The organism is Pseudomonas mandelii, assembly GCF_900106065.1.
In the GTDB taxonomy this organism is placed as follows: domain Bacteria; phylum Pseudomonadota; class Gammaproteobacteria; order Pseudomonadales; family Pseudomonadaceae; genus Aquipseudomonas; species Aquipseudomonas mandelii.
In genome coordinates, this window is the sequence record NZ_LT629796.1 from 3340434 (window position 1) to 3360749 (window position 20316).

Genomic DNA, 20316 nt, shown 5'->3' on the forward strand with positions numbered 1-20316 from the left:
AGTCGCTATCGCGAGCAGGCTCACTCCCACAGGGGATTTGCATTAATTCGGAGGGAGGCGTTCCAGGCCGACGAACGGACAGGCTGCGAGTAATGCCTTCAGGCTGCGGCCATCGGCCAGACGCAAATCCGCAGGCGCCAGTTCGGCCAGCGGATACAGAACGAAGGCCCGCTCCTGCATATGGTAGTGCGGCACCTTGAGGCGCGGTTCGTCGATCAGCCGGTCGCCAAACAGCACGATGTCGAGGTCCAGCGTTCGTGGACCCCAACGCTCAAGACGCTCGCGGCCTTGTCCGTTCTCGATGGCTTGCAGCGCATCAAGCAGGTCCAGTGGGGGGAGCGTGCTGTCGAGGGCGGCGACCGCGTTGGTGTAACGCGGCTGGCCGGGCAGAAGCGAGTCGCTTTGATAAAACCCGGACACCCCGACCAGTTGGGTTTGCGGCAACTGCGCCAGCGCCTCGACGGCGCTGCGCAATTGTTCGGCGGGGTCAGCCAGATTGCTGCCCATGCCGATGTAGATGCGTTCCATGGATTACTCGCCCGTAGCACTCGGTGCGCCGGCCGCGCGTTTGCGCTTGGCACCACCGCTGCGACGCCGTTTGCGGGGTGCGCCGGTGCCTTCATCCTTGCCGCTGAGGTCGCGGATCATGTCCCGACGCTCACTGTCATTGGCGTCCTGATAGTCGGTCCACCATTCGCCCAGGCCATCGGTCTGCTCGCCAGCGCTTTCTCGCAGCAGCAGGAAGTCGTAACCGGCACGGAACCGCGGGTTGTCCAGCAACAGGTCGGCACGCTTGCCGCTGCGGCGCGGAAGACGCTCCTGCATGTCCCAGATCTCGCGGATCGGCATGGTGAAGCGTTTCGGAATCGCGATCCGCTGGCACTGCTCGGCAATCAGCTCGTGAGCGGCTTCCTGCATCGCCGGAATCGGTGGCATGCCCCGTTCTTGCAGGCGCAGGACGCGGGCCGGCAGGGCAGGCCACAGCAGGGCTGCAAACAGGAACGCCGGGGTCACCGGTTTGTTCTGTTTGATCCGCAGGTCGGTGTTGATCAACGCTTCGCTGATCAAGGTGTGGGTGTACGTCGGGTTGTATTCCAGCGCCTCGGCACTGGCCGGGAACAGCGGATCGAACAACTGCAGGTCGACCAGCATCTCGAAGGTGTCCGCGGCATGGCCGGAGAGGAACAGCTTGAGCACTTCTTCGAACAGACGGGCTGACGGGATCTCGCGCAGCATCGGCGCCAGGTCGCGGATCGGCAGGGCGCTGTGTTTTTCGATGCCGAAATTCAGCTTGGCGGCGAAACGCACGGCCCGCAGCATCCGTACCGGGTCTTCCTGGTAGCGTTGCTTCGGGTCGCCGATCAGGCGGATCAGGTGATTGCGGATGTCGTGAACGCCATTGGCGTAATCGAGAATGCGCTCGCTGACCGGGTCGTAATACAAGGCGTTGATGGTGAAGTCGCGGCGTTGCGCGTCTTCCTCCAGCGTGCCGTAGACGTTGTCGCGCAGGATGCGCCCGCTCTCGTTACGGGAAGACTGGTTGCTGTCTTCTTCCTCGTCGTTTTGCGGGTGATTGGCGCGGAAGGTCGCGACTTCGATGATTTCGCGGCCAAAGTGGATATGCACCAGCTTGAAGCGGCGACCGATGATCCGCGCGTTGCGGAATTCGGCCCGCACCTGCTCAGGCGTGGCACTGGTGGCGACGTCGAAATCTTTTGGCGTGATGCCAAGGAGCATGTCACGCACACAGCCGCCGACCAGGTAGGCCTGGTAACCGGCGTTCTGCAGGCGTTCGACGATGTTCACCGCATAACGGCTGAATTGGGCCTTTTGCAGCGAATGTTGGCCGCTGTTGAGCACTTCAGGCGTACTGCGAATGTGTTGCGTATGACGCTTGGGAGAACGGAATGACTGGAACAACTTCTTCAGCATGGGATGCACTGTTTGAAGGAATGTTCGGCCATAACGAAGAATGACCGCATGATGGGCGGGGATTCTAGCATTTAGTCAGGGGATGGTGTAGGACACAGCAGATATGAGCTGTAAGCCGCAGGCTTCAAGCGGAAAACAAAGCAGATTTGGGTAGGTTTTTCGAATCGTAGAAACTACAAGGGGAGCCGAAGCTCCCCAAGAAAGTAGTTGCATGCTCTATTTTTATTTTTGAGTCGGGCTTTTTGTTTTTATTAAGTGCCCTCGCCATGAAGTGTTTCCTTCATGGCCCTCCCAATCGGGAGCCAAGAGCAAACGGATTGCTTTGGTCGCTGTGCTGCAGTGATCTTTCGATCCAACCAGTTCAGGCACTGTCTTGGGACAGTTTTTTATTATTCTCGGCCTGGTCGTGGGGCAAGCCCCAAATACAACGCCTCTCCAAAAGAATCAGTTAGCTGCGCCTCTCGCCGTCTTGTTTTTATTGTGCGTGAGTCGATTCGTCTTATTTTTATTGTCTTGTGCATTGCTTGTTATTGTTCTTGTACTAAACATATAGCAGGGTGCGTGCCAACTTTTGTGAGGTCCAGCAAAACAAGGGGTTAGGCGGGCTGGCAGGGTTTTCGAGGCCGAAAAAAAGCCGGGACTTCGTTACCGTAAGCCCCGGCTTCTGTTACGTGAAACGACTGAGGTAACAGTTTTTTCACAAAGTCATGTGTTACCCGCACATCAGACAGGCGCGGTTCAGCTCTCGCTGGCAACCCCGGTCTTGCGCCGTGGGATACCCAGGCGCTGACGACGTTCCCACAGGCACTTGCGACTCACCCCGAGTTTGCGGGCCAGCTCGGTTTCCGTCATGTGGTCCTGATGCTCAAGCACGAAGTGCTGGAAGTAGTCTTCCAGCGACAGGTCTTCGGTCGGCTCATGATTGTTGTTGCTGGCGCCGTTGCCCTGTTGCGGCGGCAGACCAATGAAGTCATCGTCTTCCAGGTCGCTCAGTTCGATGTCGATCCCCAGCAGCTCGGCGGAAATCTCCGGGCTCTCGCACAGGATGACGGCGCGCTCTACCGCGTTTTCCAGTTCACGAACGTTACCCGGCCAGGAGTAATGACGGATCGCCTGTTCGGCATCCGCCGCGAATTTCAGGTCGGTGCGGTTGACCCGCGCGCTCTGTCGCGCCAGGAAGGCATTGGCGATCTCGTTGACGTCGGCACCGCGCTCGCGCAGTGCCGGCAATTTCAGGGCGATCACATGGAGGCGGTAATACAAGTCTTCACGGAACTGACCGATCTTCGCCAGGCTCTTGAGGTCCCGGTGAGTCGCGGCGATCAGGCGCACATCGACTTTCTGTGACTGGACCGAACCGACCCGGCGAATTTCGCCTTCCTGCAACACGCGCAGCAAGCGGGCCTGGGCTTCCAGTGGCAGTTCGCCGATTTCGTCGAGGAACAAGGTGCCGCCGTCCGCCGCTTCCACCAGACCGGCACGCCCGGCGCTGGCGCCAGTGAACGCGCCTTTTTCGTGGCCGAACAGTTCGGACTCGATCAGGCTTTCCGGGATGGCTGCACAGTTCACCGAAATCATCGGTGCCTTGGCGCGTTTGGACAGGTTGTGCAGGGCGCGGGCCACCAGTTCTTTACCGGTACCGGATTCACCCTGGATCAGGACATTGGAATCGGTCGGCGCGACTTTGCGGATCTTGCTGTACAGGTCCTGCATCGGCGGGCACGAACCGATGATGCCGATTTCGCCGTTGCTGTTATCAACACCCGGTTTCGCCGCGCCATTGGCCGCTTTGCCGGTGGCAGGTTCACCGCCGGCCGGCAGCGATTGGCGGTCACGCAGGATACGGGCGACAGCCTGGAGCATTTCGTCGTGATCGAAAGGCTTGGCGATGTAATCCACCGCGCCCATCTTCATCGAGTCGACGGCCGAACGCAGGCTGGCGTAGCTGGTCATGATCAGCACCGGAGTGCCCTGGCCGAGTTTGATCAACTCGGTGCCCGGAGCGCCCGGCAGACGCAAGTCGCTGACGATCAGGTCGAACGTGGGAATGGTGAAGCGTTCTTGTGCTTCCTGCACTGAACCGGCTTCGCTGACCTGGTACTGGTTACGTTCCAGCAGGCGGCGCAAGGCGGAGCGGATAATTGTTTCGTCTTCGACGATCAAAATGTGCGGCATTGATTCGATACTCTCGACGGTCTCAGTTCACAGCGGACGTCGCTTCGACATGACGCGGCAAGGTCACCCGAATACGGGTGCCGCGTTGGCTTTGTACATCAGCCGGGCTGTCGATGGTGATTTGTCCATAATGCTCTTCAACGATGGAATAGACCAGTGCAAGGCCCAGACCGGTGCCTTCGCCAGGATCCTTGGTGGTGAAGAAAGGTTCGAACAATCGGTCCATGATGTTCTTCGGAATACCGCTGCCTTCGTCTTCCACGATCAGATCGACCGTGTGTTCGCCGGCTTCGCTCTTGACCCGCACCGCACTGCCGGGAGGCGAGGCGTCACGGGCGTTTGAGAGCAGGTTGATCAATACCTGGGCGAGGCGTTGCGGATCGCCTTCGACCCAATGATCGGGGTCGCACAGGTTATAGAACTGCACTTCGAAATTGCGTCGGTTCAGGGCCAGCAAACCGATGGCATCCTGAGCCACTTCAGCCAGACAGACGGGCTCGTCGCTGTGCTGGTGACTGCCGGCGTGGGCGAAGCTCATCAGCGACTGAACGATGCGCGAAACGCGTTTGGTCTGCTCGAGGATCTGACCGCTGATTTCCTTCAGTTCGCCATCGTCTTCGCGTTCTTCGCGCAGGTTCTGCGCCAGGCACGCGATGCCGGTGATCGGGTTGCCGATTTCATGAGCCACACCCGCCGCGAGTCGCCCGATGCTGGCCAGGCGCTCGGAGTGCACCAGTTTGTCTTCGAGCATCTGGGTTTCGGTCAGATCTTCCACCAGCAACACCAGGCCACTGTTACCCGGTGCGAGCGGTTCATCAATGGCCGCTTTGTGCAGGTTCAGCCAGCGGGTCTGGCCATCAAGGGCCAGGTGCTGTTTGTGCAAATGCTCGTCCGGCAGATTGATGAAGCCTTGCAGCAGTTCTTTCCACGGATCGGCGATGGTGCTCAGGCGCGAACCGACCACACGCTGCGCTGCAATCCCGGTCAGCTCCTCCATGGCTTTGTTCCACATGAGGATTTCCTGATCCTTGGCCAGCGAGCAAACGCCCATCGGCAATTCCTGCAAGGTCTGGCGGTGATAGCGGCGCAGGGCATCGAGTTCGGCGGCAAGGCCGGTGAGGCGGGAGTGGTAGTCCTCGAGACGGCTTTCGATGAAGTGGATGTCTTCGGTGACGTAGTTTTCGCCGCCAGCCTTGTACGGCAGGAAGGTCTCGACCATGTCCTGCGCCACGCTCGGGCCCATCAGGCCGGAGAGGTTGGCTTCGATCCGGTCGCGCAAACGGCGCAAGGCATAAGGCCGGCGCTCGTCAAATGGCAGATAGAGATCACGCAGGGCCTGCTCGACTTCTTTCTGTGCGGCCTTGGCGCCCAGAGGCTTAGCCAGTTGCGTGGCGAATTCCTGAGGCGAGGCGGCGTGCAGTTCCCGGCGCTGCGGGCGACGCACGTTGTCCACGGCGCAGGCTTCGGCGGCGCTGGCCTCTTCGGGGCTGGCGTTGGTGAACAGCGAGATCAGGGTGAACATCAGCACGTTGGCGGCCAGGGACGCGATCGCGGCCATGTGCCAACTGGTGTCGTCCAGCACGTAGATCATGTTCAACAGCGGAATGTAGAAGCCCTGCAGATTGCCGACCAGCGGCAACAACATGGTCACCAGCCACACCAGGATCCCCGCCAGCAAACCGGCGATGAAGCCGCGGCGGTTGGCGGTCGGCCAATACAGGACCGACAGGACCCCCGGAAGAAATTGCAACGTGGCCACAAACGCGACGATGCCGAGGTTGGCCAGGTCCTGTTCGGCGCCCAGCAACAGGTAGAAGCCGTAGCCGGCCATGATAATCGCAACGATCAGCGCCCGGCGGGTCCACTTCAACCAGCGATAGATGTTGCCTTCGGCCGGCGGTTGGTAGAGCGGCAGCACCAGATGGTTCAGCGCCATCCCGGACAGCGCCAGGGTGGTGACGATGATCAGTCCGCTCGCTGCCGACAACCCGCCGACATACGCCAACAACGCCAAGGCTTTGCTGTTGGCGGCGATGCCGATGCCCAGGGTGAAATATTCCGGGTTGGTAGTGGCGCCGAGTTTCAGTCCGGCCCAGAGAATCAGCGGCACCGCCAGGCTCATCAACAGCAGGAACAGCGGCAGACCCCAGCTGGCGCTGACCAGCGAGCGCGGGTTGAGATTCTCGGTAAAGGTCATGTGGTACATGTGCGGCATCACAATCGCCGAGGCGAAGAACACCAGCAGCAGCGTTCGCCACGGGCCTTCCTGCAAGGGCGTGTGCAAGGCGGCGAGGGCTGTCTGGTTTTGCAGTAGCCACAGTTCCAGTTGTTGCGGGCCGTCGAACACGCCATAAAGGGCATAGAGGCCGACACCGCCAATGGCGATCAGCTTGATCACCGACTCGAAGGCAATCGCGAACACCAGGCCTTCATGTTTCTCGCGGGTGGCGATGTGGCGCGAGCCGAAGAAGATCGTGAACAGGGTAATCAGCGCGCAAAAGCTCAAGGCCACGCGATGCTGCACCGGCTCGCGGGTCAGGATGCCGATGGAGTCGGCCACCGCCTGGATCTGCAACGCCAGCAATGGCAGCACGCCGATCAACATGAAAATCGTGGTCAGCGCTCCGGCCCACGTGCTGCGGAAACGGAATGCGAACAAGTCGGCCAGCGACGACAGTTGATAGGTGCGGGTGATTTTCAGGATCGGGTACAGCAACACCGGCGCCAGCAAAAACGCCCCGGAGACCCCGAGGTAACTGGACAGAAAACCGTAGCCGTACTGATAGGCCAGGCCCACCGTGCCGTAAAACGCCCAGGCACTGGCGTACACCCCCAGCGACAGGGTGTAGGTCAGCGGGTGGCGAATGATCGCCCGGGGGATCATGCCCCGTTCGCTGATCCAGGCGACGCCGAACAGCACCGCCAGGTACGCGGCGCTGATCAGGATCATCTGGGTCAGGCTAAAGCTCATCGGCATCTTTTTGGCTCTGCAGGATGAAGGTCACGACGATCAGAATCAGCCAGAGCAGATAAGGGCGATACCAGGCGCCAGTGGCGTCGATCCACCAATCCATGATGGCCGGGGAGAACAGGTAAATCCCCACTACCAGGAGCAGGACCAAGCGATAGATGTACATCCCGGCCTCTCTTTTTTATGCGCGTGCCCGAAAACGTGCGGCGATGGTAACGGATGGGCGCGCCACTGCAAGTGTGATCACTGTAGTTGCGCTTCGGGCAGGGTCAGTGTGCGCGGGATTAATAACGCATCCCAGTGGGCGATGCCCCAATCCAGCACTTCCCGGGGGGTGGCGTAAGCCAGTTCAGCACCGGGGTTTTGCCCCAATGCGCGCAACGCACGCAGCAACAGAGGGGTTGCCTGATCTTCGGTCAATGGCGGCGAGCGGTAGGACTTGCCGAGCTTGTTGCCATCGGGCTGGGTAATCAGCGGGATGTGCAGATAACGCGGTTGAGGCAGGCCGAGCAGTTCTTGCAGGTAAAGCTGGCGCGGCGTGGAGTCGAGCAGGTCAGCGCCACGGACGATATCGGTGATGCCTTGCCAGGCGTCGTCCAGCACTACCGCCAGTTGATAGGCGTAGAGCCCGTCGCGGCGCCGGATCACGAAATCGCCGACGTCCCGGCCCAGGTGCTGGCGATATTCGCCTTGCACCCTGTCGATGAAGTGGTATTCCAGTTCGGGGACGCGCAATCGAATCGCGGCATCTTCGGTGCCATGGCCGGCGTTGCGGCACAAGCCCGGGTAAATGCCGTGATACGGCTCCAATTGCTTGCGCGAGCAGGTGCAGGCGTAAGCGAGGCCTTGATTGAACAGGCGATTGAGGACTAAGGCGTAGGCGTCATGCCGATCGCTCTGGCGGACCACTTCCCCGTCCCACTCGAAACCGTAGCTTTCCAGGGCTTTCAAGATGGCTGCCTGGGCGCCGGGTTCTTCCCGTGGCGGATCGAGGTCTTCCATGCGCATCAACCAGCGCCCGCCCACCGCACGCGCGTCGAGGTACGAAGCCAGCGCCGCGACCAGCGAACCGAAATGCAGGTGGCCGCTGGGCGTGGGGGCGAAGCGGCCGATGTAGGTGGGGGAGGCGATGGCGGTCATAAGGCGGTGTCAGGCTGTCCAATCGTTTCGAGCATGGCTTGAAGCCGCCGTCGCGAGCAAGCTTCGTTCCTACAGAAGATCGTGCCAGCCTTTGTAGGCGCGAAGCTTGCTCGCGAAGGCAATGGCGAAGACGCAATAAATATCAGAAACAAAAACGGAGCGTTCGCACGCTCCGTTCTTCGTTCAAGTCGACATTACTTGCCGACTTGCTTTTCCTTGATTTCCGCCAGGGTCTTGCAGTCAACGCACATGTCGGCGGTAGGGCGGGCTTCCAGTCGCTTGACGCCGATCTCGACGCCGCAGGACTCGCACCAGCCATATTCTTCGTCTTCGATCAGCTGCAGCGTCTTGTCGATCTTCTTGATCAACTTGCGCTCGCGGTCGCGGGCACGCAGTTCAAGGCTGAACTCTTCTTCCTGGCTGGCACGGTCGGCCGGGTCAGGGAAGTTGGCCGCTTCGTCTTTCATGTGATCAACCGTGCGGTCGACTTCCTGCATCAAGTCCTGTTTCCACTTATTCAGGATCTTGGTGAAGTGAGCGCGCATGGGCTTGCCCATGTACTCCTCGCCCTTAACTTCTTTGTAGGGTTCGAAGCCGCTGATCGACTGGTTTTGCTGCTTTGCTTGGGTGGGCATGAAATGGACCGCCTCTACTCTTGTAATCCATTGCGCAGGATTGCTCCATCACCGACACCTGCCGGCCCTGCGGCTGCAAGCGGGCGAACTTACCAGATCAAATCGGGCCGCGCTACTCCCGGATGTCGAGGTAGTGGCCCAAAGGGCTTGCAAATGATCGCAAAGCCTTGTCTGGCGGCGATGGAGACCTGATCAATTATTGATTTTAGTCAAACCTGAGGTACACGCTTGAGTCGTTTACGGCCAAGTTATAACGCGTCTGACCGCTTTAGGTTCTCGCTCGTTCCAACGCTTGGGTAGAATCGATTTTTTTCTCCGTTGTAAGGAAGGCTAATGGCTCAGTCCTACAGTGCCCGCAGTCGCGCGATCGAACCTTTCCATGTCATGGCGCTGCTGGCGCGGGCCAATGAACTGCAAGCCGAGGGTCACGATGTGATCCACCTGGAAATCGGCGAGCCGGACTTCACCACCGCCGAGCCGATCATCCAGGCCGGCCAGGCAGCACTGACGGCGGGGAAGACCCGTTACACCGCTGCGCGCGGTATCCCCGAGTTGCGTGAGGCCATTTCGGGCTTTTATCAGCAGCGTTACGGGTTGAACATCGACCCGCAGCGAATCCTCATCACGCCTGGCGGTTCCGGCGCCTTGTTACTGGCCAGCGCCTTGCTCGTCGATCCGGGCAAACATTGGCTGCTGGCGGACCCGGGTTATCCCTGCAACCGGCATTTCCTGCGGTTGGTCGAAGGCGCCGCGCAACTGGTGCCGGTCGGCCCGGACGTTCGCTATCAGCTGACGCCGGACCTGGTGGCGCGCCATTGGGATCAAGACAGCGTCGGCGCCTTGGTGGCCTCACCCGCCAACCCGACCGGGACCATCCTGACCCGTGACGAACTGGCGGGCTTGTCGGTTGCGATCAAGGAGCGACACGGTCATCTGGTGGTGGACGAGATCTACCATGGCCTGACGTATGGCACCGATGCCGCCAGTGTGCTGGAAGTCGATGACAGCGCCTTTGTCCTTAATAGTTTTTCCAAGTATTTCGGCATGACCGGATGGCGGCTGGGATGGCTGGTCGCCCCTGAAGCGGCAGTCGGCGAGCTGGAAAAACTTGCGCAAAATCTCTACATCAGCGCCCCGAGCATGGCCCAGCACGCCGCACTGGCCTGCTTCGAGCCGGCCACGATCAGCATTCTGGAAGAGCGTCGGGCCGAATTCGGTCGTCGACGGGATTTCCTGTTGCCGGCTCTGAGAGAGCTGGGCTTCGGGATCGCCGTCGAGCCGGAAGGCGCGTTTTACTTGTACGCCGATATCAGCAAGTTCGGCGGCGATGCCTTCGCATTCTGCCGACATTTCCTCGAAACCGAGCATGTTGCAATTACCCCGGGCTTGGACTTTGGACGTTATCAGGCTGGGCACCATGTGCGTTTTGCCTACACCCAAAGCCTGCCGCGCCTGGAAGAAGCGGTCGAGCGGATCGCACGTGGATTGCGGAGCTGGCAAGGCTGATGCGTTTTCATCCTCCCCTCGAAGAAGGTCGCCTGATCCGTCGTTACAAGCGTTTTCTCGCCGATATCGAAACCGTTGGCGGTGAGTTGCTGACGATTCACTGCCCCAACACCGGCTCGATGCTCAATTGCCAGGTGGAAGGTGGGCAGGTCTGGTTCAGCCGCTCCGACGACCCGAAACGCAAATTGCCCGGCACTTGGGAAGTCGGTGAAACCCCGCAAGGCCGGTTGTTTTGCGTGAACACCGGGCGCGCCAACGGGTTGATCGAAGAGGCGTTGCGGGCGGGCGTGATTACCGAACTGAACGGCTTTACCGAGTTGAAACGCGAAGTGGCCTACGGGCAGGAAAGCAGCCGCATCGATTTCCGTCTCGATTACCCGGGCGGGCCGGCGTATGTAGAGGTCAAAAGCGTGACCCTGGGCTTCGACGGTTCATCGGTGGCGGCATTTCCCGATGCAGTGACGCAACGGGGCGCCAAGCATTTGCGGGAACTGGCTCACTTGGCTCGGGACGGGATTCGCGCGGTGCAGTTGTATTGCGTCAACCTGACCGGCATTGAAGCGGTGCGTCCGGCAGAAGAGATCGATTCGGCCTACGCAGTGGCATTGCGAGAGGCGGTGGCATGCGGCGTCGAGGTAATGGCCTATGGCGTGCGATTGACCCATGAAGAGATGGTGGTCGATCGACGCCTGGAGGTGCTGCTGAACAGTTAAGGGTCGATCCAGATACCTTGTTCGTCTTCGCGGCAGGCAACGGGGGTGAGGGATTGCCCGGCGCACGGGCCGGCGACGCATTCGCCGTCTTCGATCAGGAACAGTGCGCCGTGGGTCGCACACTGGATCAGGCTGTTGCTGGGGTCGAGAAACTGATCGGGTTTCCATTCCAGCCCGACACCCCGGTGCGGGCAGCGATTGATGTAGACGTACACTTGGCCGCCCCGGCGCACAGCAAAAAGTTTCTGACTGTCGATGTCGAATCCGCGACTACTGTTGTCAGCCAGTTCGGCACCTGTACAAATCAACTTCATGTCTATCCTCTGTTTCGGCGGCTCGTGACCGGATATGTCCGAGCTTGACGTTCAAATGCAAACAATTATCAAATGGCCGCTTCGCCCCGTCGGGTGCAGGTGCCGGATGCCGAGGATACTTGGCCTGTCATCTCGATGCCTGGGAAAACTTAAAAGGAAGCTGTTTATGCGCCTGAGTACCCGCGTTGTTGCGCTGTGTGTCGGACTCCTCGTCAGCCACCACGCCGCAGCGGCCGAGTTGCCACAGCGTTGGGTCAGTGCCGGTGGCGCCTTGTCGGAGTGGGTGAGCGCGCTGGGCGGTGAGTCAAAACTGGTCGGCGTCGATACCACCAGTCAGCATCCGGCCTCGTTGAAGGCGCTGCCGAGCATCGGTTATCAGCGGCAACTGTCGGCGGAGGGCATCTTGAGCTTACGCCCGCAGATTCTGGTCGGCACCGAAGAAATGGGGCCGCCGCCGGTGCTGTCGCAGGTTCGTAGCGCGGGCGTGCAGGTCGAACTGTTCTCGGCCCAGCCCGATATGCCGACGTTGCAGGGCAATCTTGCGCATCTGGGCAAGTTGCTCGGTGCTGAAGACCGGGCTGCGCAATTGCTCCAGACCTACCAGCAGCAACTCGAACAGCAGAAGGTCCGGGTCACTCGCGCGCAGTTGAAGGAAAAATCGCCGGGCGTGCTGTTGCTGCTGGGCCATGCGGGCGGCAAGCCGCTTATCGCCGGCAAAGACACCGCCGCCGATTGGCTCATCCAAAAGGCCGGCGGGCACAATCTGGCCACGCACACTGGCTACAAACCCTTTTCCGTTGAGTCGCTGGTCAGTCTTGACCCCGACGTGCTGGTGTTTGCTGACCGAGCGATGACCGGCGATGCCGCGCGCGCGGCGTTGTTCAAGGAAAACCCGATTCTGTCCTCGACCCGTGCGGCCAGGGACGGGCGCGTCATGGAACTCGATCCGACCTTGTTGGTAGGTGGATTGGGGCCTCGTTTGCCCGATGCGTTGAAAACGCTGTCTGATGGTTTCTTCCCAGGCAATGCGGCCCAATGACCGTTTTGGTTAAACCCCGTGCGTTGTTCATTGGCCTGAGCCTGCTGTGTTTAGTGGCGATCTGGCTGTCCTTGGCGCTGGGGCCGGTCAGCCTGCCTTTATTCGATACCCTACGTGCGGCGTTGCGCATGATCGGCCTGCCCATTACCCCTGATGGGCTGGAGCAGGCCGAGCTGATCCTCGGGCAAATACGCTTGCCTCGAACCTTGTTGGGCCTGGCAGTGGGCGGCGTACTGGCGTTGTCCGGCGTGGCGATGCAGGGATTGTTTCGTAACCCGCTGGCTGACCCGGGGTTGGTCGGGGTGTCCAGCGGTGCTGCGCTGGGAGCCGCTATCGCGATTGTCGGTGGTTCGGTGTTTGGTGGTCTGCCTGAATCGTTCGGGCCTTATCTGTTGTCGGTGTGCGCATTTCTCGGCGGGTTGGGTGTGACGGCGTTGGTGTATCGGCTGGGGCGGCGCAACGGGCAGACGAACGTCGCGACCATGCTCCTGGCCGGTATTGCGTTAACGGCGCTGGCGGGGTCGGCGGTCGGTTTGTTCACCTATCTGGCCGACGACGCGACCTTGCGCACACTCACGTTCTGGAACCTGGGCAGCCTGAACGGCGCCAGCTATTCACGGCTCTGGCCGTTGCTGCTGGTGAGCGCCGGTGTGGCGCTCTGGTTGCCGCGCCGGGCCAAGGCCTTGAATGCGTTGCTGCTCGGCGAGTCGGAGGCCGGTCACCTGGGCATTGACGTCGAAGGGCTCAAGCGCGAATTGGTGTTTTGCACCGCGCTGGGGGTTGGCGCGGCCGTGGCGGCGGCGGGGATGATCGGGTTTGTCGGTCTGGTGGTGCCGCATCTGGTGCGCCTGCTGGCCGGTCCTGATCATCGGGTGTTGTTGCCGGCCTCGGTGCTGGCGGGTGCCAGTCTCCTGCTGTTTGCCGACCTGGTCGCACGGCTGGCCCTGGCGCCAGCAGAGTTGCCGATCGGAATTGTCACGGCCTTCATCGGTGCGCCGTTCTTTCTGTATTTACTGCTCAGAGGGCGTGCCTGATGTTGCGAACCCAGAGCCTGCAAATCCGTCGAGGCGCAAAAATCGTACTGACGGACATCACGCTTGAGCTCAGGCCGGGTGAAGTGCTTGGCGTGTTGGGCCCCAACGGCGCGGGCAAAAGCACCTTGCTCGGCGCCTTGTGCGGCGAGTTGAAGGCTGACCACGGCAGCGTCTGGCTCGATGAGCGCGAATTGAGCCATTGGACCGGCGCGCAGCGAGCCCAGCGACTGGCGGTCTTGCCGCAGGTGTCGACCCTGGACTTCGCCTTCCGTGTGGAAGAAGTGGTCGGCATGGGGCGTTTGCCTTATCAAAGCGGGCGGGTCCGGGATGACGAGATCGTCGCCGCCGCCTTGCACGCTGCCGATGCGGGACACCTGAGTGGCCGCAGCTATCTGGCGCTATCCGGCGGCGAGAGGCAGCGGGTACACCTGGCACGGGTACTGGCGCAGCTCTGGCCGGGGGAGGTGGGGCAGACGCTGTTGCTCGATGAACCGACTTCGATGCTCGACCCGCTGCACCAGCACACCACCCTGCAAGCAGTGCGCGAATTCGCCGATCATGGCGCTGCGGTGCTGGTGATCCTGCATGATCTGAATCTCGCGGCGCGCTATTGTGATCGCCTTCTACTGCTCGAAGGTGGGCGGCCGGTGGCGCTGGACACCCCTGAGCACGTCTTGCGCCCGGAACCACTCAAAGCGGTGTTCGGGCTGGAAGTCCTGGTGCAGCGGCATCCGGAGCGTGGTCATCCGCTGATCATCGCCCGCTGAGAATGACATCGAGGTGAGCATGCGAGGAATTTTGCTACTGGCGGTTGTGTTGTTGAGTGCCTGCCAGCACGTTTCGGCACCGCCTCCGGTCGTCGGTGATATTCAGGACCTGCGCAGTGGCCAGATCCTGACACCCGCGGAATTGGTCGAACGGTTGGCCGTGCCGTCGCGGCTGATCGTCGGTGAGCAGCACGACAATTCTGATCACCATCAACTGCAATTGTGGTTGCTACAGGCGTTGGGCGAACGTCGACCCCAAGGCAGTCTGTTGCTGGAAATGCTCACGCCGGATCAACAATCGCGCGTCGATGACATTCGCCGTGCCTCGACGCTACCCGCAGATCTTCCCGGCGCGTTGAACTGGCAGTCGGGGTGGGACTGGAATCTGTACGGGCCGATCGTGCGCTTTGTGCTGACTCAACCCTACCCGCTGTTGGCGGCCAATCTGGACACTCTTGAAGTCCGTACCGTTTATGCCAAGCCCCCGACATTAAACGGTCGGCTTTCCAATGCTCCGTCGGTCAAGGATGAGTTGCTGGCGCAAATCAACGACTCCCATTGCGGCTTGCTGCCCACCTCGCAGATGCCCGCGATGCTGGCGGTCCAGCAACAACGTGATCGTCGGATGGCCGAGCGCTTGCTATCGGCACCGACGCCTTCGCTGCTGTTTGCCGGCGCTTACCACGCACGCAAGGATGTTGGCGTGCCGATCCACGTCCTTGATCTTGGCGAGCCTGAAGCACCGACGGTGTTGATGCTGGCGGAGGAGGGGGGTGAGGTCACGTCGGCCATGGCTGATTACGTCTGGTACACGCCTGCCAAGCCGGCTCAGGATTACTGCGCCCAAATGCGTAAGCAGTTCGGCAAGTAAACAGACGACTTTTCCACAGGCAAAAAAAGACCCGGCAAGAGCCGGGTCAAATAACCGTGATTAGCCTGATGAGGAGATATCTGAGAGTCCGAACCAAGGGCTTTTCAAATATCGACCAGTCTCGCGACCAGTTGTGATAATCATAGCGATTCTCATTACCAAGTCAACCGCTGTTTTTTTGATTTCTTTGCATTCCCCTTTTTCCTTGCGCGAAAGCCCGTAATCATTGCGCCTGAGTCGGTAATCCTGAGGCGAATCTGCCTGTTCAGTTCTTGTGACGGGACGAGATGGCTTCCAGTTGTTTGTTCAAGGCTTCTTTGCGATCAGCTGGAATGTCGTTCCAGTGCACGTCCATCAGCGCGCCTTCGATCGCATACAACAACACCTTGGACGCCCGGAACCCGCGCGTACGCACGGCCCGATAAGCATCCACCGCTCCCAGGCGGCGCAAGTCCGACGCGCTGTGGATGCCCACGGCATGCAGCCACTGTGCCGACGTCTTGCCAAGATTCTTCAGGTGTTGCAGTTCATCATTCATCAAGCCTCCTTGCGACGGCCGAACGGTGCGTGGGCGAGCCTCTCAGGAGTGTAGCCATCAGTAGGAAAAGCGTGATTGTTTGGTCGGTTTCGACGCAAAAGCTTCTAAGAGGAAGACTCAGATAGCTGCGTGAAGGTCTGCGGGAGCAGTCGGAGGAAGCGCGGAGGAATCAACTTTCCCGACAAAAAATCCAGCGCCCAGCGCGAAGCGGGGGCGCTGGACTTGTCAGGTAGAACGTCGTTTTTAGCGGGTGCGATAACGCAGGCGAGTACCGAAATTCATCGACATCAGGATCTCGTCAGCACTCAGTTCTGGCGGAAAGTAGGCGCCGGAGATCTGTGCGTGAGCCAGGCTTGCGCCTTCCAGGCAGGAGTTGCGGAAGTCGATACCACGCAAATCGGCGGAGCGGAAATAGGCATCGGTGAAATCGACGCCATCGGCGTTCAGCTCACGCAGGTCCAGACCACGAAAATCGCCGCCGACCATGTCGACAGAGGCATGACTGGCGCGCTCGGCATTGAAGCCTGCGATGTCGTCTTTGTGCAGCAAGGCATAAAGCGGGGTGTCGAGAAGTTTCGGCTGGCTCATGTCGCATCACCTGATGGTTTTATGACGCCAGTATAGTGCCACTATTTGGCAGCCGTGAAGCCGGCGATGGCTTCACGGCTGAAATAGTTTTTACAGGCCCGGCATGCGCTGGCGAATCTGTGCAACAACGGTGTCGAGCGTCCCGCTTTCATTGGTCTGGACGCGTTTGCTGCAAAGAATCTCGGCAGGCGTCAGCGCTTCGCGGCTGGCTTGCTGGGCGGCGATAACGGCGAGGTTGGCGTCGGACGGATCCTTCTGGTCTGCCTGACGCAAGGCCAGCCAGCTCTCGATGACTGCTTGTGGTGCATTGCAATCGAGGATCAGGAACGGTGCCCCGGTGGCTTCGGCGATTTTCGCCGCGCCGTCACGCTGAGCGCGCTTGAGGTATGTCGCATCGATGACCACCGGGAAACCGGCGCGCAGGATGACCGCGGCAATTTCATGCAGGCGGCTGTAAGTGGCGGCGCTCGCGTCGGCACTATAAATGCCGGCCTGCGGGTCATTCGGTACGGTTTGCTCGCCGAACAAACGCTTGCGTTCAACATCCGAACGCAGGCGAATGGCGCCCAGCGCTTCCACCAGGCGCATGGCGACGTGGCTTTTGCCGACAGCGGAAACGCCGTGGGTAATCGCCATGAACCGCGAAGGAATGGTGCTGTAGCTTTCTGCCAGGTTGGCGTAGTTGCGGTACTGACGCAGGGTGGTGGCGCGTTGCACCGGGTCGGCTTCGGCCGGCATGCTGAACAGGCTGACCTTGGCGCGAACCAGTGCGCGGTACGCTTTGTAGAAGTTCAGTAGCTCAAGGCCCTGATAGTCGCCGGTCAGTTCCAGGTACTGGCTGATGAAACGACGCGCCAGGCTTTTCAGGCCGCGATCTTCCAGGTCCATGGCCAGGAAACCGGTGTCGGCATAAACGTCGGTGAAGCGGAACGGTTCGTTGAACTCGATGCAGTCGAAGATCACGACCTTGCCATCGATCACGGTGGCGTTGCCCAGGTGGATGTCGCCGTGGCATTCGCGGATGAAGCCTTCAGCCTTGCGCTGGGCGAACAGCGGCTTCAGGCGTTCGAAGCTGCTTTCGGCCCAGGCTTGCAACGCATCAAGTTGCAGCAGATCGGCCTTGTCGCTGAGGAACGGGCGGATCTGTTCGAAGTTCTGGCGTACCGGTGCCATCACGCTGTCCGGGGTGCCGGCTTCGTGTTCGCCAGGCACTTTCGGTGCAGTGAGGTGGAATTGGGCGATCTGTGCGGCCATCTCGTCGATGTGCGCGGTGGTCAACTCACCATTGGCTTGCAGGGTGCTGAGCAACTGGCTTTGTGGGAATTGACGCATTTTCAGTGCGAAATCGACAACCGGACCTTCGCCGCCCAGTTGTGGCGCAGCTTCGCTGCCGGTGATCGGCAACACTTCCAGGTACAAATCGTGGGTCAGGCGCTGGTTGAGGCGCAGCTCTTCGCCGCAGAAATGTTCGCGAGCGTCGAGGCTGGTGAAGTCGAGGAAGCCGAAATTCACGGGCTTCTTCACTTTATAAGCAAAGGGACCGGTGAGGATGACCCAGGAGATATGGGTCTCGATGACCTGGAACCCGTCGACAGGATGCGGGTAGAGGGCCGGGTTTTGCAGGGCGGCGATCAGGGACTGGCTCACAGGCGATCCTTCAGAGTCTGGGGAAAATTCACGGCCGCCATTATGGCTGCAAGTCCGTCTGACGCAAACCTCGGAGGGCTCCTGTTGAGTATGAATAAAGTGCGTATAATCCGCCGCCATGACTCGTACTCGATCCCCCCGTACCCCCAAAAAACCACCTTCCCGGGGCTTGAGCCCCTGGCTGGGCTGGGCCCTTAAACTCAGTCTGGTCGGCCTCGTGGTGCTCGCCGGGTTCGCGGTTTACCTCGACGCCGTGGTCCAGGAGAAGTTCTCCGGCAAGCGCTGGACCATCCCGGCCAAGGTGTATGCGCGCCCGCTGGAGTTGTTTACCGGCCAGAAGCTGAGCAAGGAAGACTTCCTCACCGAGCTCGACGCCTTGGGCTATCGCCGCGAAGCCGTGAGCAACGGCCCCGGCGCAGCGGCGGTCAACGGCAACACCGTCGACTTGAATACCCGTGGCTTCCAGTTCTATGAAGGCCTGGAAAAAGCTCAGCCGGTGCGCGTGCGTTTCTCCGGCGATTACGTGGCTGACCTTTCGGCGACCAACGGTTCGAAGCTTTCAGTCGTGCGTCTGGAGCCTCTGCTGATCGGCGGCATTTACCCGAAAAATCTTGAAGACCGCATTCTGATCAAAATCGATCAGGTCCCACCGTACCTGCTGGAAACCCTGGTCGCCGTGGAAGACCGGGATTTCTATAGCCACTGGGGCGTGTCGCCCAAGTCGATTGCCCGCGCCGTGTGGGTCAACACCTCCGGCGGCAAGATGACCCAGGGCGGCAGTACGCTGACCCAGCAGTTGGTGAAGAATTTCTACCTGACCAGCGAACGCAGCCTGACCCGCAAACTCACCGAAGCCATGATGGCGATGCTGCTTGAGCTGCATTACGACAAACGGGAAATTCTTGAGGCGTACCTCAATGAAGTGTTCGTCGGTCAGGATGGGCAGCGCGCGGTGCACGGTTTCGGCCTGGCCAGCCAGTTCTTCTTCGGGCAGCCATTGTCTGAGCTGAAACTGCATCAAGTCGCCATGCTGGTGGGGATGGTCAAGGGGCCGTCCTATTACAATCCGCGTCGCAACCCGGAACGGGCGCTGGAGCGGCGCAATCTGGTGCTCGATGTGCTTGAGCAACAAGGCGTCGCCACTGCCGAGCAGGTCGCAGCGGCGAAGAATATGCCACTGGGCGTGACGACGCGCGGCAAGCTGGCGGACAGTTCATTCCCGGGCTTCCTCGACCTGGTTAAACGTCAGCTGCGTGAAGACTATCGCGACGAAGACTTGACCGAAGAAGGCCTGCGGATCTTCACCAGTTTCGACCCGATCCTGCAGATGAAAGCCGAAGCGTCGGTCAACGACACCTTTAAACGCTTGTCCGGACGCAAGGGTTCCGATGAGGTTGAGGCGGCGATGGTCGTGACCAACCCGGAAACCGGTGAAGTCCAGGCCATGATCGGCAGCCGTCAGGCAAGTTTCGCCGGCTTCAACCGGGCGCTGGATGCAGTGCGACCAATCGGTTCGTTGATCAAGCCTGCGGTTTATCTGACAGCCCTTGAGAAGCCGAGCCAGTACACGCTGACCAGTTGGCTGTCGGACGAATCCTTCTCGGTCAAAGGCGCGGACGGTCAGGTCTGGAAACCCCAGAATTACGATCGCCGTTCCCACGGTACGGTTTTCCTGTACCAAGGCCTGGCCCATTCCTACAACCTGTCAACGGCGCGCCTCGGGTTGGCGGTTGGCGTGCCGAATGTCCTGAAAACATTGGCGCGCCTGGGTGTCAGTCGCGAGTTCCCGGCGTTCCCTTCGATGTTGCTGGGGGCTGGTGGTCTGACGCCGATCGAAGTGGCGACCATGTACCAGACGCTGGCCAACGGCGGCTTCAATACGCCGATGCGCGGGATTCGTAGCGTATTGACCGCCGAAGGCGAGCCGCTCAAGCGTTATCCGTTCCAGATTGAGCAGCGTTTCGATCCGGCCTCCATTTACCTGATCCAGAGCGCCATGCAGCGAGTCATGCGTGAAGGTACCGGCAGTTCGGTTTACAACGTGCTGCCGAAAACCCTGACCTTGGCGGGTAAAACCGGTACCAGTAACGACTCGCGAGACAGCTGGTTCGCCGGTTTCAGCCAGGACTTGCTGGCGGTGGTGTGGCTGGGACGCGATGACAACGGCAAGACCCCGTTCACCGGTGCCACCGGTGCATTGCAGGTCTGGACCAGTTTCATGCGCAAGGCCGATCCATTGCCGCTGGACATGCCGCAACCTGACAATGTTGTTCAGGCCTGGGTCGATTCGCGGACCGGGCAAGGTTCCGAAGGCAGCTGCCCAGGTGCCGTGCAGATGCCGTATATTCGCGGCAGCGAACCGCCTCCCGGCGCGGCTTGCGGTGGCGACAGTCCCGCATCCGGCGAAACGGTGATGGATTGGGTCAAGGGCTGGATGAATTAAGCA

General features: G+C 60.4%; 18 protein-coding genes. 7 read left to right on the top strand and 11 right to left on the bottom strand.

Annotation, left to right across the window (positions count from 1 at the left end):
• Nucleotides 1-42: 42 nt before the first annotated feature.
• The 7 genes from folK to dksA form a co-directional block, all read right to left on the bottom strand.
• Nucleotides 43-528 (bottom strand): 2-amino-4-hydroxy-6-hydroxymethyldihydropteridine diphosphokinase, encoded by a 486-nt coding sequence (folK, locus tag BLU63_RS15340; RefSeq protein ID WP_083375738.1) that lies wholly within the window; start codon nucleotides 526-528, stop codon nucleotides 43-45.
• Between the two features lie 3 nt (nucleotides 529-531).
• Nucleotides 532-1932: a polynucleotide adenylyltransferase PcnB gene (locus BLU63_RS15345; RefSeq protein WP_010467601.1), complete on the bottom strand. Its 1401-nt coding sequence runs from the start codon at nucleotides 1930-1932 to the stop codon at nucleotides 532-534.
• Nucleotides 1933-2670: 738 nt separating this feature from the next.
• Nucleotides 2671-4107 carry a sigma-54-dependent transcriptional regulator gene (locus BLU63_RS15350; RefSeq protein ID WP_010467604.1) on the bottom strand — a complete coding sequence of 479 codons (1437 nt, stop codon included), beginning with the start codon at nucleotides 4105-4107 and terminating at the stop codon, nucleotides 2671-2673.
• 22 nt (nucleotides 4108-4129) lie between these two features.
• Complete coding sequence (locus BLU63_RS15355) at nucleotides 4130-7084, bottom strand: sensor histidine kinase (RefSeq protein ID WP_031319123.1); 2955 nt, start codon at nucleotides 7082-7084, stop codon at nucleotides 4130-4132.
• Nucleotides 7068-7244: a hypothetical protein gene (locus BLU63_RS32770; protein WP_003176118.1), complete on the bottom strand. Its 177-nt coding sequence runs from the start codon at nucleotides 7242-7244 to the stop codon at nucleotides 7068-7070. Before BLU63_RS32770 ends, BLU63_RS15355 begins: the two co-directional genes overlap by 17 nt.
• A 77-nt stretch (nucleotides 7245-7321) precedes the next feature.
• The gene (gene gluQRS / locus BLU63_RS15360; RefSeq protein ID WP_077750276.1) at nucleotides 7322-8218 is read right to left on the bottom strand and encodes a tRNA glutamyl-Q(34) synthetase GluQRS; all 897 of its coding nucleotides are present in this window, start codon (nucleotides 8216-8218) and stop codon (nucleotides 7322-7324) included.
• Between the two features lie 194 nt (nucleotides 8219-8412).
• Nucleotides 8413-8853 carry an RNA polymerase-binding protein DksA gene (gene dksA, locus BLU63_RS15365; protein WP_007902025.1) on the bottom strand — a complete coding sequence of 147 codons (441 nt, stop codon included), beginning with the start codon at nucleotides 8851-8853 and terminating at the stop codon, nucleotides 8413-8415.
• Nucleotides 8854-9186: 333 nt separating this feature from the next.
• Between dksA and BLU63_RS15370 the strand changes: the two genes are divergently transcribed.
• Entirely contained in the window at nucleotides 9187-10359 is a 1173-nt protein-coding gene (locus tag BLU63_RS15370) for a pyridoxal phosphate-dependent aminotransferase (protein WP_010467611.1), read from the top strand.
• On the top strand, nucleotides 10359-11072 hold the full coding sequence (gene sfsA, locus BLU63_RS15375) for a DNA/RNA nuclease SfsA (protein WP_010467613.1): 714 nt from the start codon (nucleotides 10359-10361) through the stop codon (nucleotides 11070-11072). The genes BLU63_RS15370 and sfsA overlap by 1 nt, the downstream gene beginning before the upstream one ends.
• On the opposite strand, the gene BLU63_RS15380 is transcribed toward sfsA, so the two are convergent.
• On the bottom strand, nucleotides 11069-11386 hold the full coding sequence (locus tag BLU63_RS15380) for a Rieske (2Fe-2S) protein (RefSeq protein ID WP_077750277.1): 318 nt from the start codon (nucleotides 11384-11386) through the stop codon (nucleotides 11069-11071). The two genes, sfsA and BLU63_RS15380, sit on opposite strands and share 4 nt — an antisense overlap.
• A gap of 166 nt (nucleotides 11387-11552) precedes the next feature.
• On the opposite strand from BLU63_RS15380, the gene BLU63_RS15385 reads away from it, so the two are divergent.
• The 4 genes from BLU63_RS15385 to BLU63_RS15400 are packed head-to-tail and all read left to right on the top strand — an operon-like array spanning nucleotide 11553 to nucleotide 15097.
• Complete coding sequence (locus BLU63_RS15385) at nucleotides 11553-12425, top strand: heme/hemin ABC transporter substrate-binding protein (RefSeq protein ID WP_083375739.1); 873 nt, start codon at nucleotides 11553-11555, stop codon at nucleotides 12423-12425.
• Nucleotides 12422-13459: a FecCD family ABC transporter permease gene (locus BLU63_RS15390; protein WP_077750436.1), complete on the top strand. Its 1038-nt coding sequence runs from the start codon at nucleotides 12422-12424 to the stop codon at nucleotides 13457-13459. The genes BLU63_RS15385 and BLU63_RS15390 overlap by 4 nt, the downstream gene beginning before the upstream one ends.
• Entirely contained in the window at nucleotides 13459-14226 is a 768-nt protein-coding gene (locus BLU63_RS15395) for a heme ABC transporter ATP-binding protein (protein WP_010467621.1), read from the top strand. The genes BLU63_RS15390 and BLU63_RS15395 overlap by 1 nt, the downstream gene beginning before the upstream one ends.
• A 19-nt stretch (nucleotides 14227-14245) precedes the next feature.
• Nucleotides 14246-15097: a ChaN family lipoprotein gene (locus BLU63_RS15400; protein WP_083375740.1), complete on the top strand. Its 852-nt coding sequence runs from the start codon at nucleotides 14246-14248 to the stop codon at nucleotides 15095-15097.
• Nucleotides 15098-15362: 265 nt separating this feature from the next.
• On the opposite strand, the gene BLU63_RS15405 is transcribed toward BLU63_RS15400, so the two are convergent.
• The 3 genes from BLU63_RS15405 to BLU63_RS15415 form a co-directional block, all read right to left on the bottom strand.
• Entirely contained in the window at nucleotides 15363-15635 is a 273-nt protein-coding gene (locus BLU63_RS15405) for a TfoX/Sxy family protein (RefSeq protein WP_010467623.1), read from the bottom strand.
• 243 nt (nucleotides 15636-15878) lie between these two features.
• Complete coding sequence (locus tag BLU63_RS15410; RefSeq protein ID WP_010467624.1) at nucleotides 15879-16223, bottom strand: pentapeptide repeat-containing protein; 345 nt, start codon at nucleotides 16221-16223, stop codon at nucleotides 15879-15881.
• A 90-nt stretch (nucleotides 16224-16313) separates the two neighbouring features.
• A complete protein-coding gene (locus tag BLU63_RS15415; RefSeq protein ID WP_083375741.1) occupies nucleotides 16314-17870 on the bottom strand; it encodes a bifunctional aminoglycoside phosphotransferase/ATP-binding protein in 1557 nt (518 codons plus the stop codon).
• Between the two features lie 118 nt (nucleotides 17871-17988).
• Between BLU63_RS15415 and mrcB the strand changes: the two genes are divergently transcribed.
• A complete protein-coding gene (gene mrcB, locus BLU63_RS15420) occupies nucleotides 17989-20313 on the top strand; it encodes a penicillin-binding protein 1B (RefSeq protein WP_010467626.1) in 2325 nt (774 codons plus the stop codon).
• The last annotated feature ends 3 nt before the right edge of the window (nucleotides 20314-20316 follow it).

Coding starts and splice junctions, on each gene's coding strand:
- folK (WP_083375738.1), bottom strand. CDS start 528: ATGGAACGCATCTACATCGGCATGGGCAGCAATCTGGCTGACCCCGCC.
- BLU63_RS15345 (WP_010467601.1), bottom strand. CDS start 1,932: ATGCTGAAGAAGTTGTTCCAGTCATTCCGTTCTCCCAAGCGTCATACG.
- BLU63_RS15350 (WP_010467604.1), bottom strand. CDS start 4,107: ATGCCGCACATTTTGATCGTCGAAGACGAAACAATTATCCGCTCCGCC.
- BLU63_RS15355 (WP_031319123.1), bottom strand. CDS start 7,084: ATGCCGATGAGCTTTAGCCTGACCCAGATGATCCTGATCAGCGCCGCG.
- BLU63_RS32770 (WP_003176118.1), bottom strand. CDS start 7,244: ATGTACATCTATCGCTTGGTCCTGCTCCTGGTAGTGGGGATTTACCTG.
- gluQRS (WP_077750276.1), bottom strand. CDS start 8,218: ATGACCGCCATCGCCTCCCCCACCTACATCGGCCGCTTCGCCCCCACG.
- dksA (WP_007902025.1), bottom strand. CDS start 8,853: ATGCCCACCCAAGCAAAGCAGCAAAACCAGTCGATCAGCGGCTTCGAA.
- BLU63_RS15370 (WP_010467611.1), top strand. CDS start 9,187: ATGGCTCAGTCCTACAGTGCCCGCAGTCGCGCGATCGAACCTTTCCAT.
- sfsA (WP_010467613.1), top strand. CDS start 10,359: ATGCGTTTTCATCCTCCCCTCGAAGAAGGTCGCCTGATCCGTCGTTAC.
- BLU63_RS15380 (WP_077750277.1), bottom strand. CDS start 11,386: ATGAAGTTGATTTGTACAGGTGCCGAACTGGCTGACAACAGTAGTCGC.
- BLU63_RS15385 (WP_083375739.1), top strand. CDS start 11,553: ATGCGCCTGAGTACCCGCGTTGTTGCGCTGTGTGTCGGACTCCTCGTC.
- BLU63_RS15390 (WP_077750436.1), top strand. CDS start 12,422: ATGACCGTTTTGGTTAAACCCCGTGCGTTGTTCATTGGCCTGAGCCTG.
- BLU63_RS15395 (WP_010467621.1), top strand. CDS start 13,459: ATGTTGCGAACCCAGAGCCTGCAAATCCGTCGAGGCGCAAAAATCGTA.
- BLU63_RS15400 (WP_083375740.1), top strand. CDS start 14,246: ATGCGAGGAATTTTGCTACTGGCGGTTGTGTTGTTGAGTGCCTGCCAG.
- BLU63_RS15405 (WP_010467623.1), bottom strand. CDS start 15,635: ATGAATGATGAACTGCAACACCTGAAGAATCTTGGCAAGACGTCGGCA.
- BLU63_RS15410 (WP_010467624.1), bottom strand. CDS start 16,223: ATGAGCCAGCCGAAACTTCTCGACACCCCGCTTTATGCCTTGCTGCAC.
- mrcB (WP_010467626.1), top strand. CDS start 17,989: ATGACTCGTACTCGATCCCCCCGTACCCCCAAAAAACCACCTTCCCGG.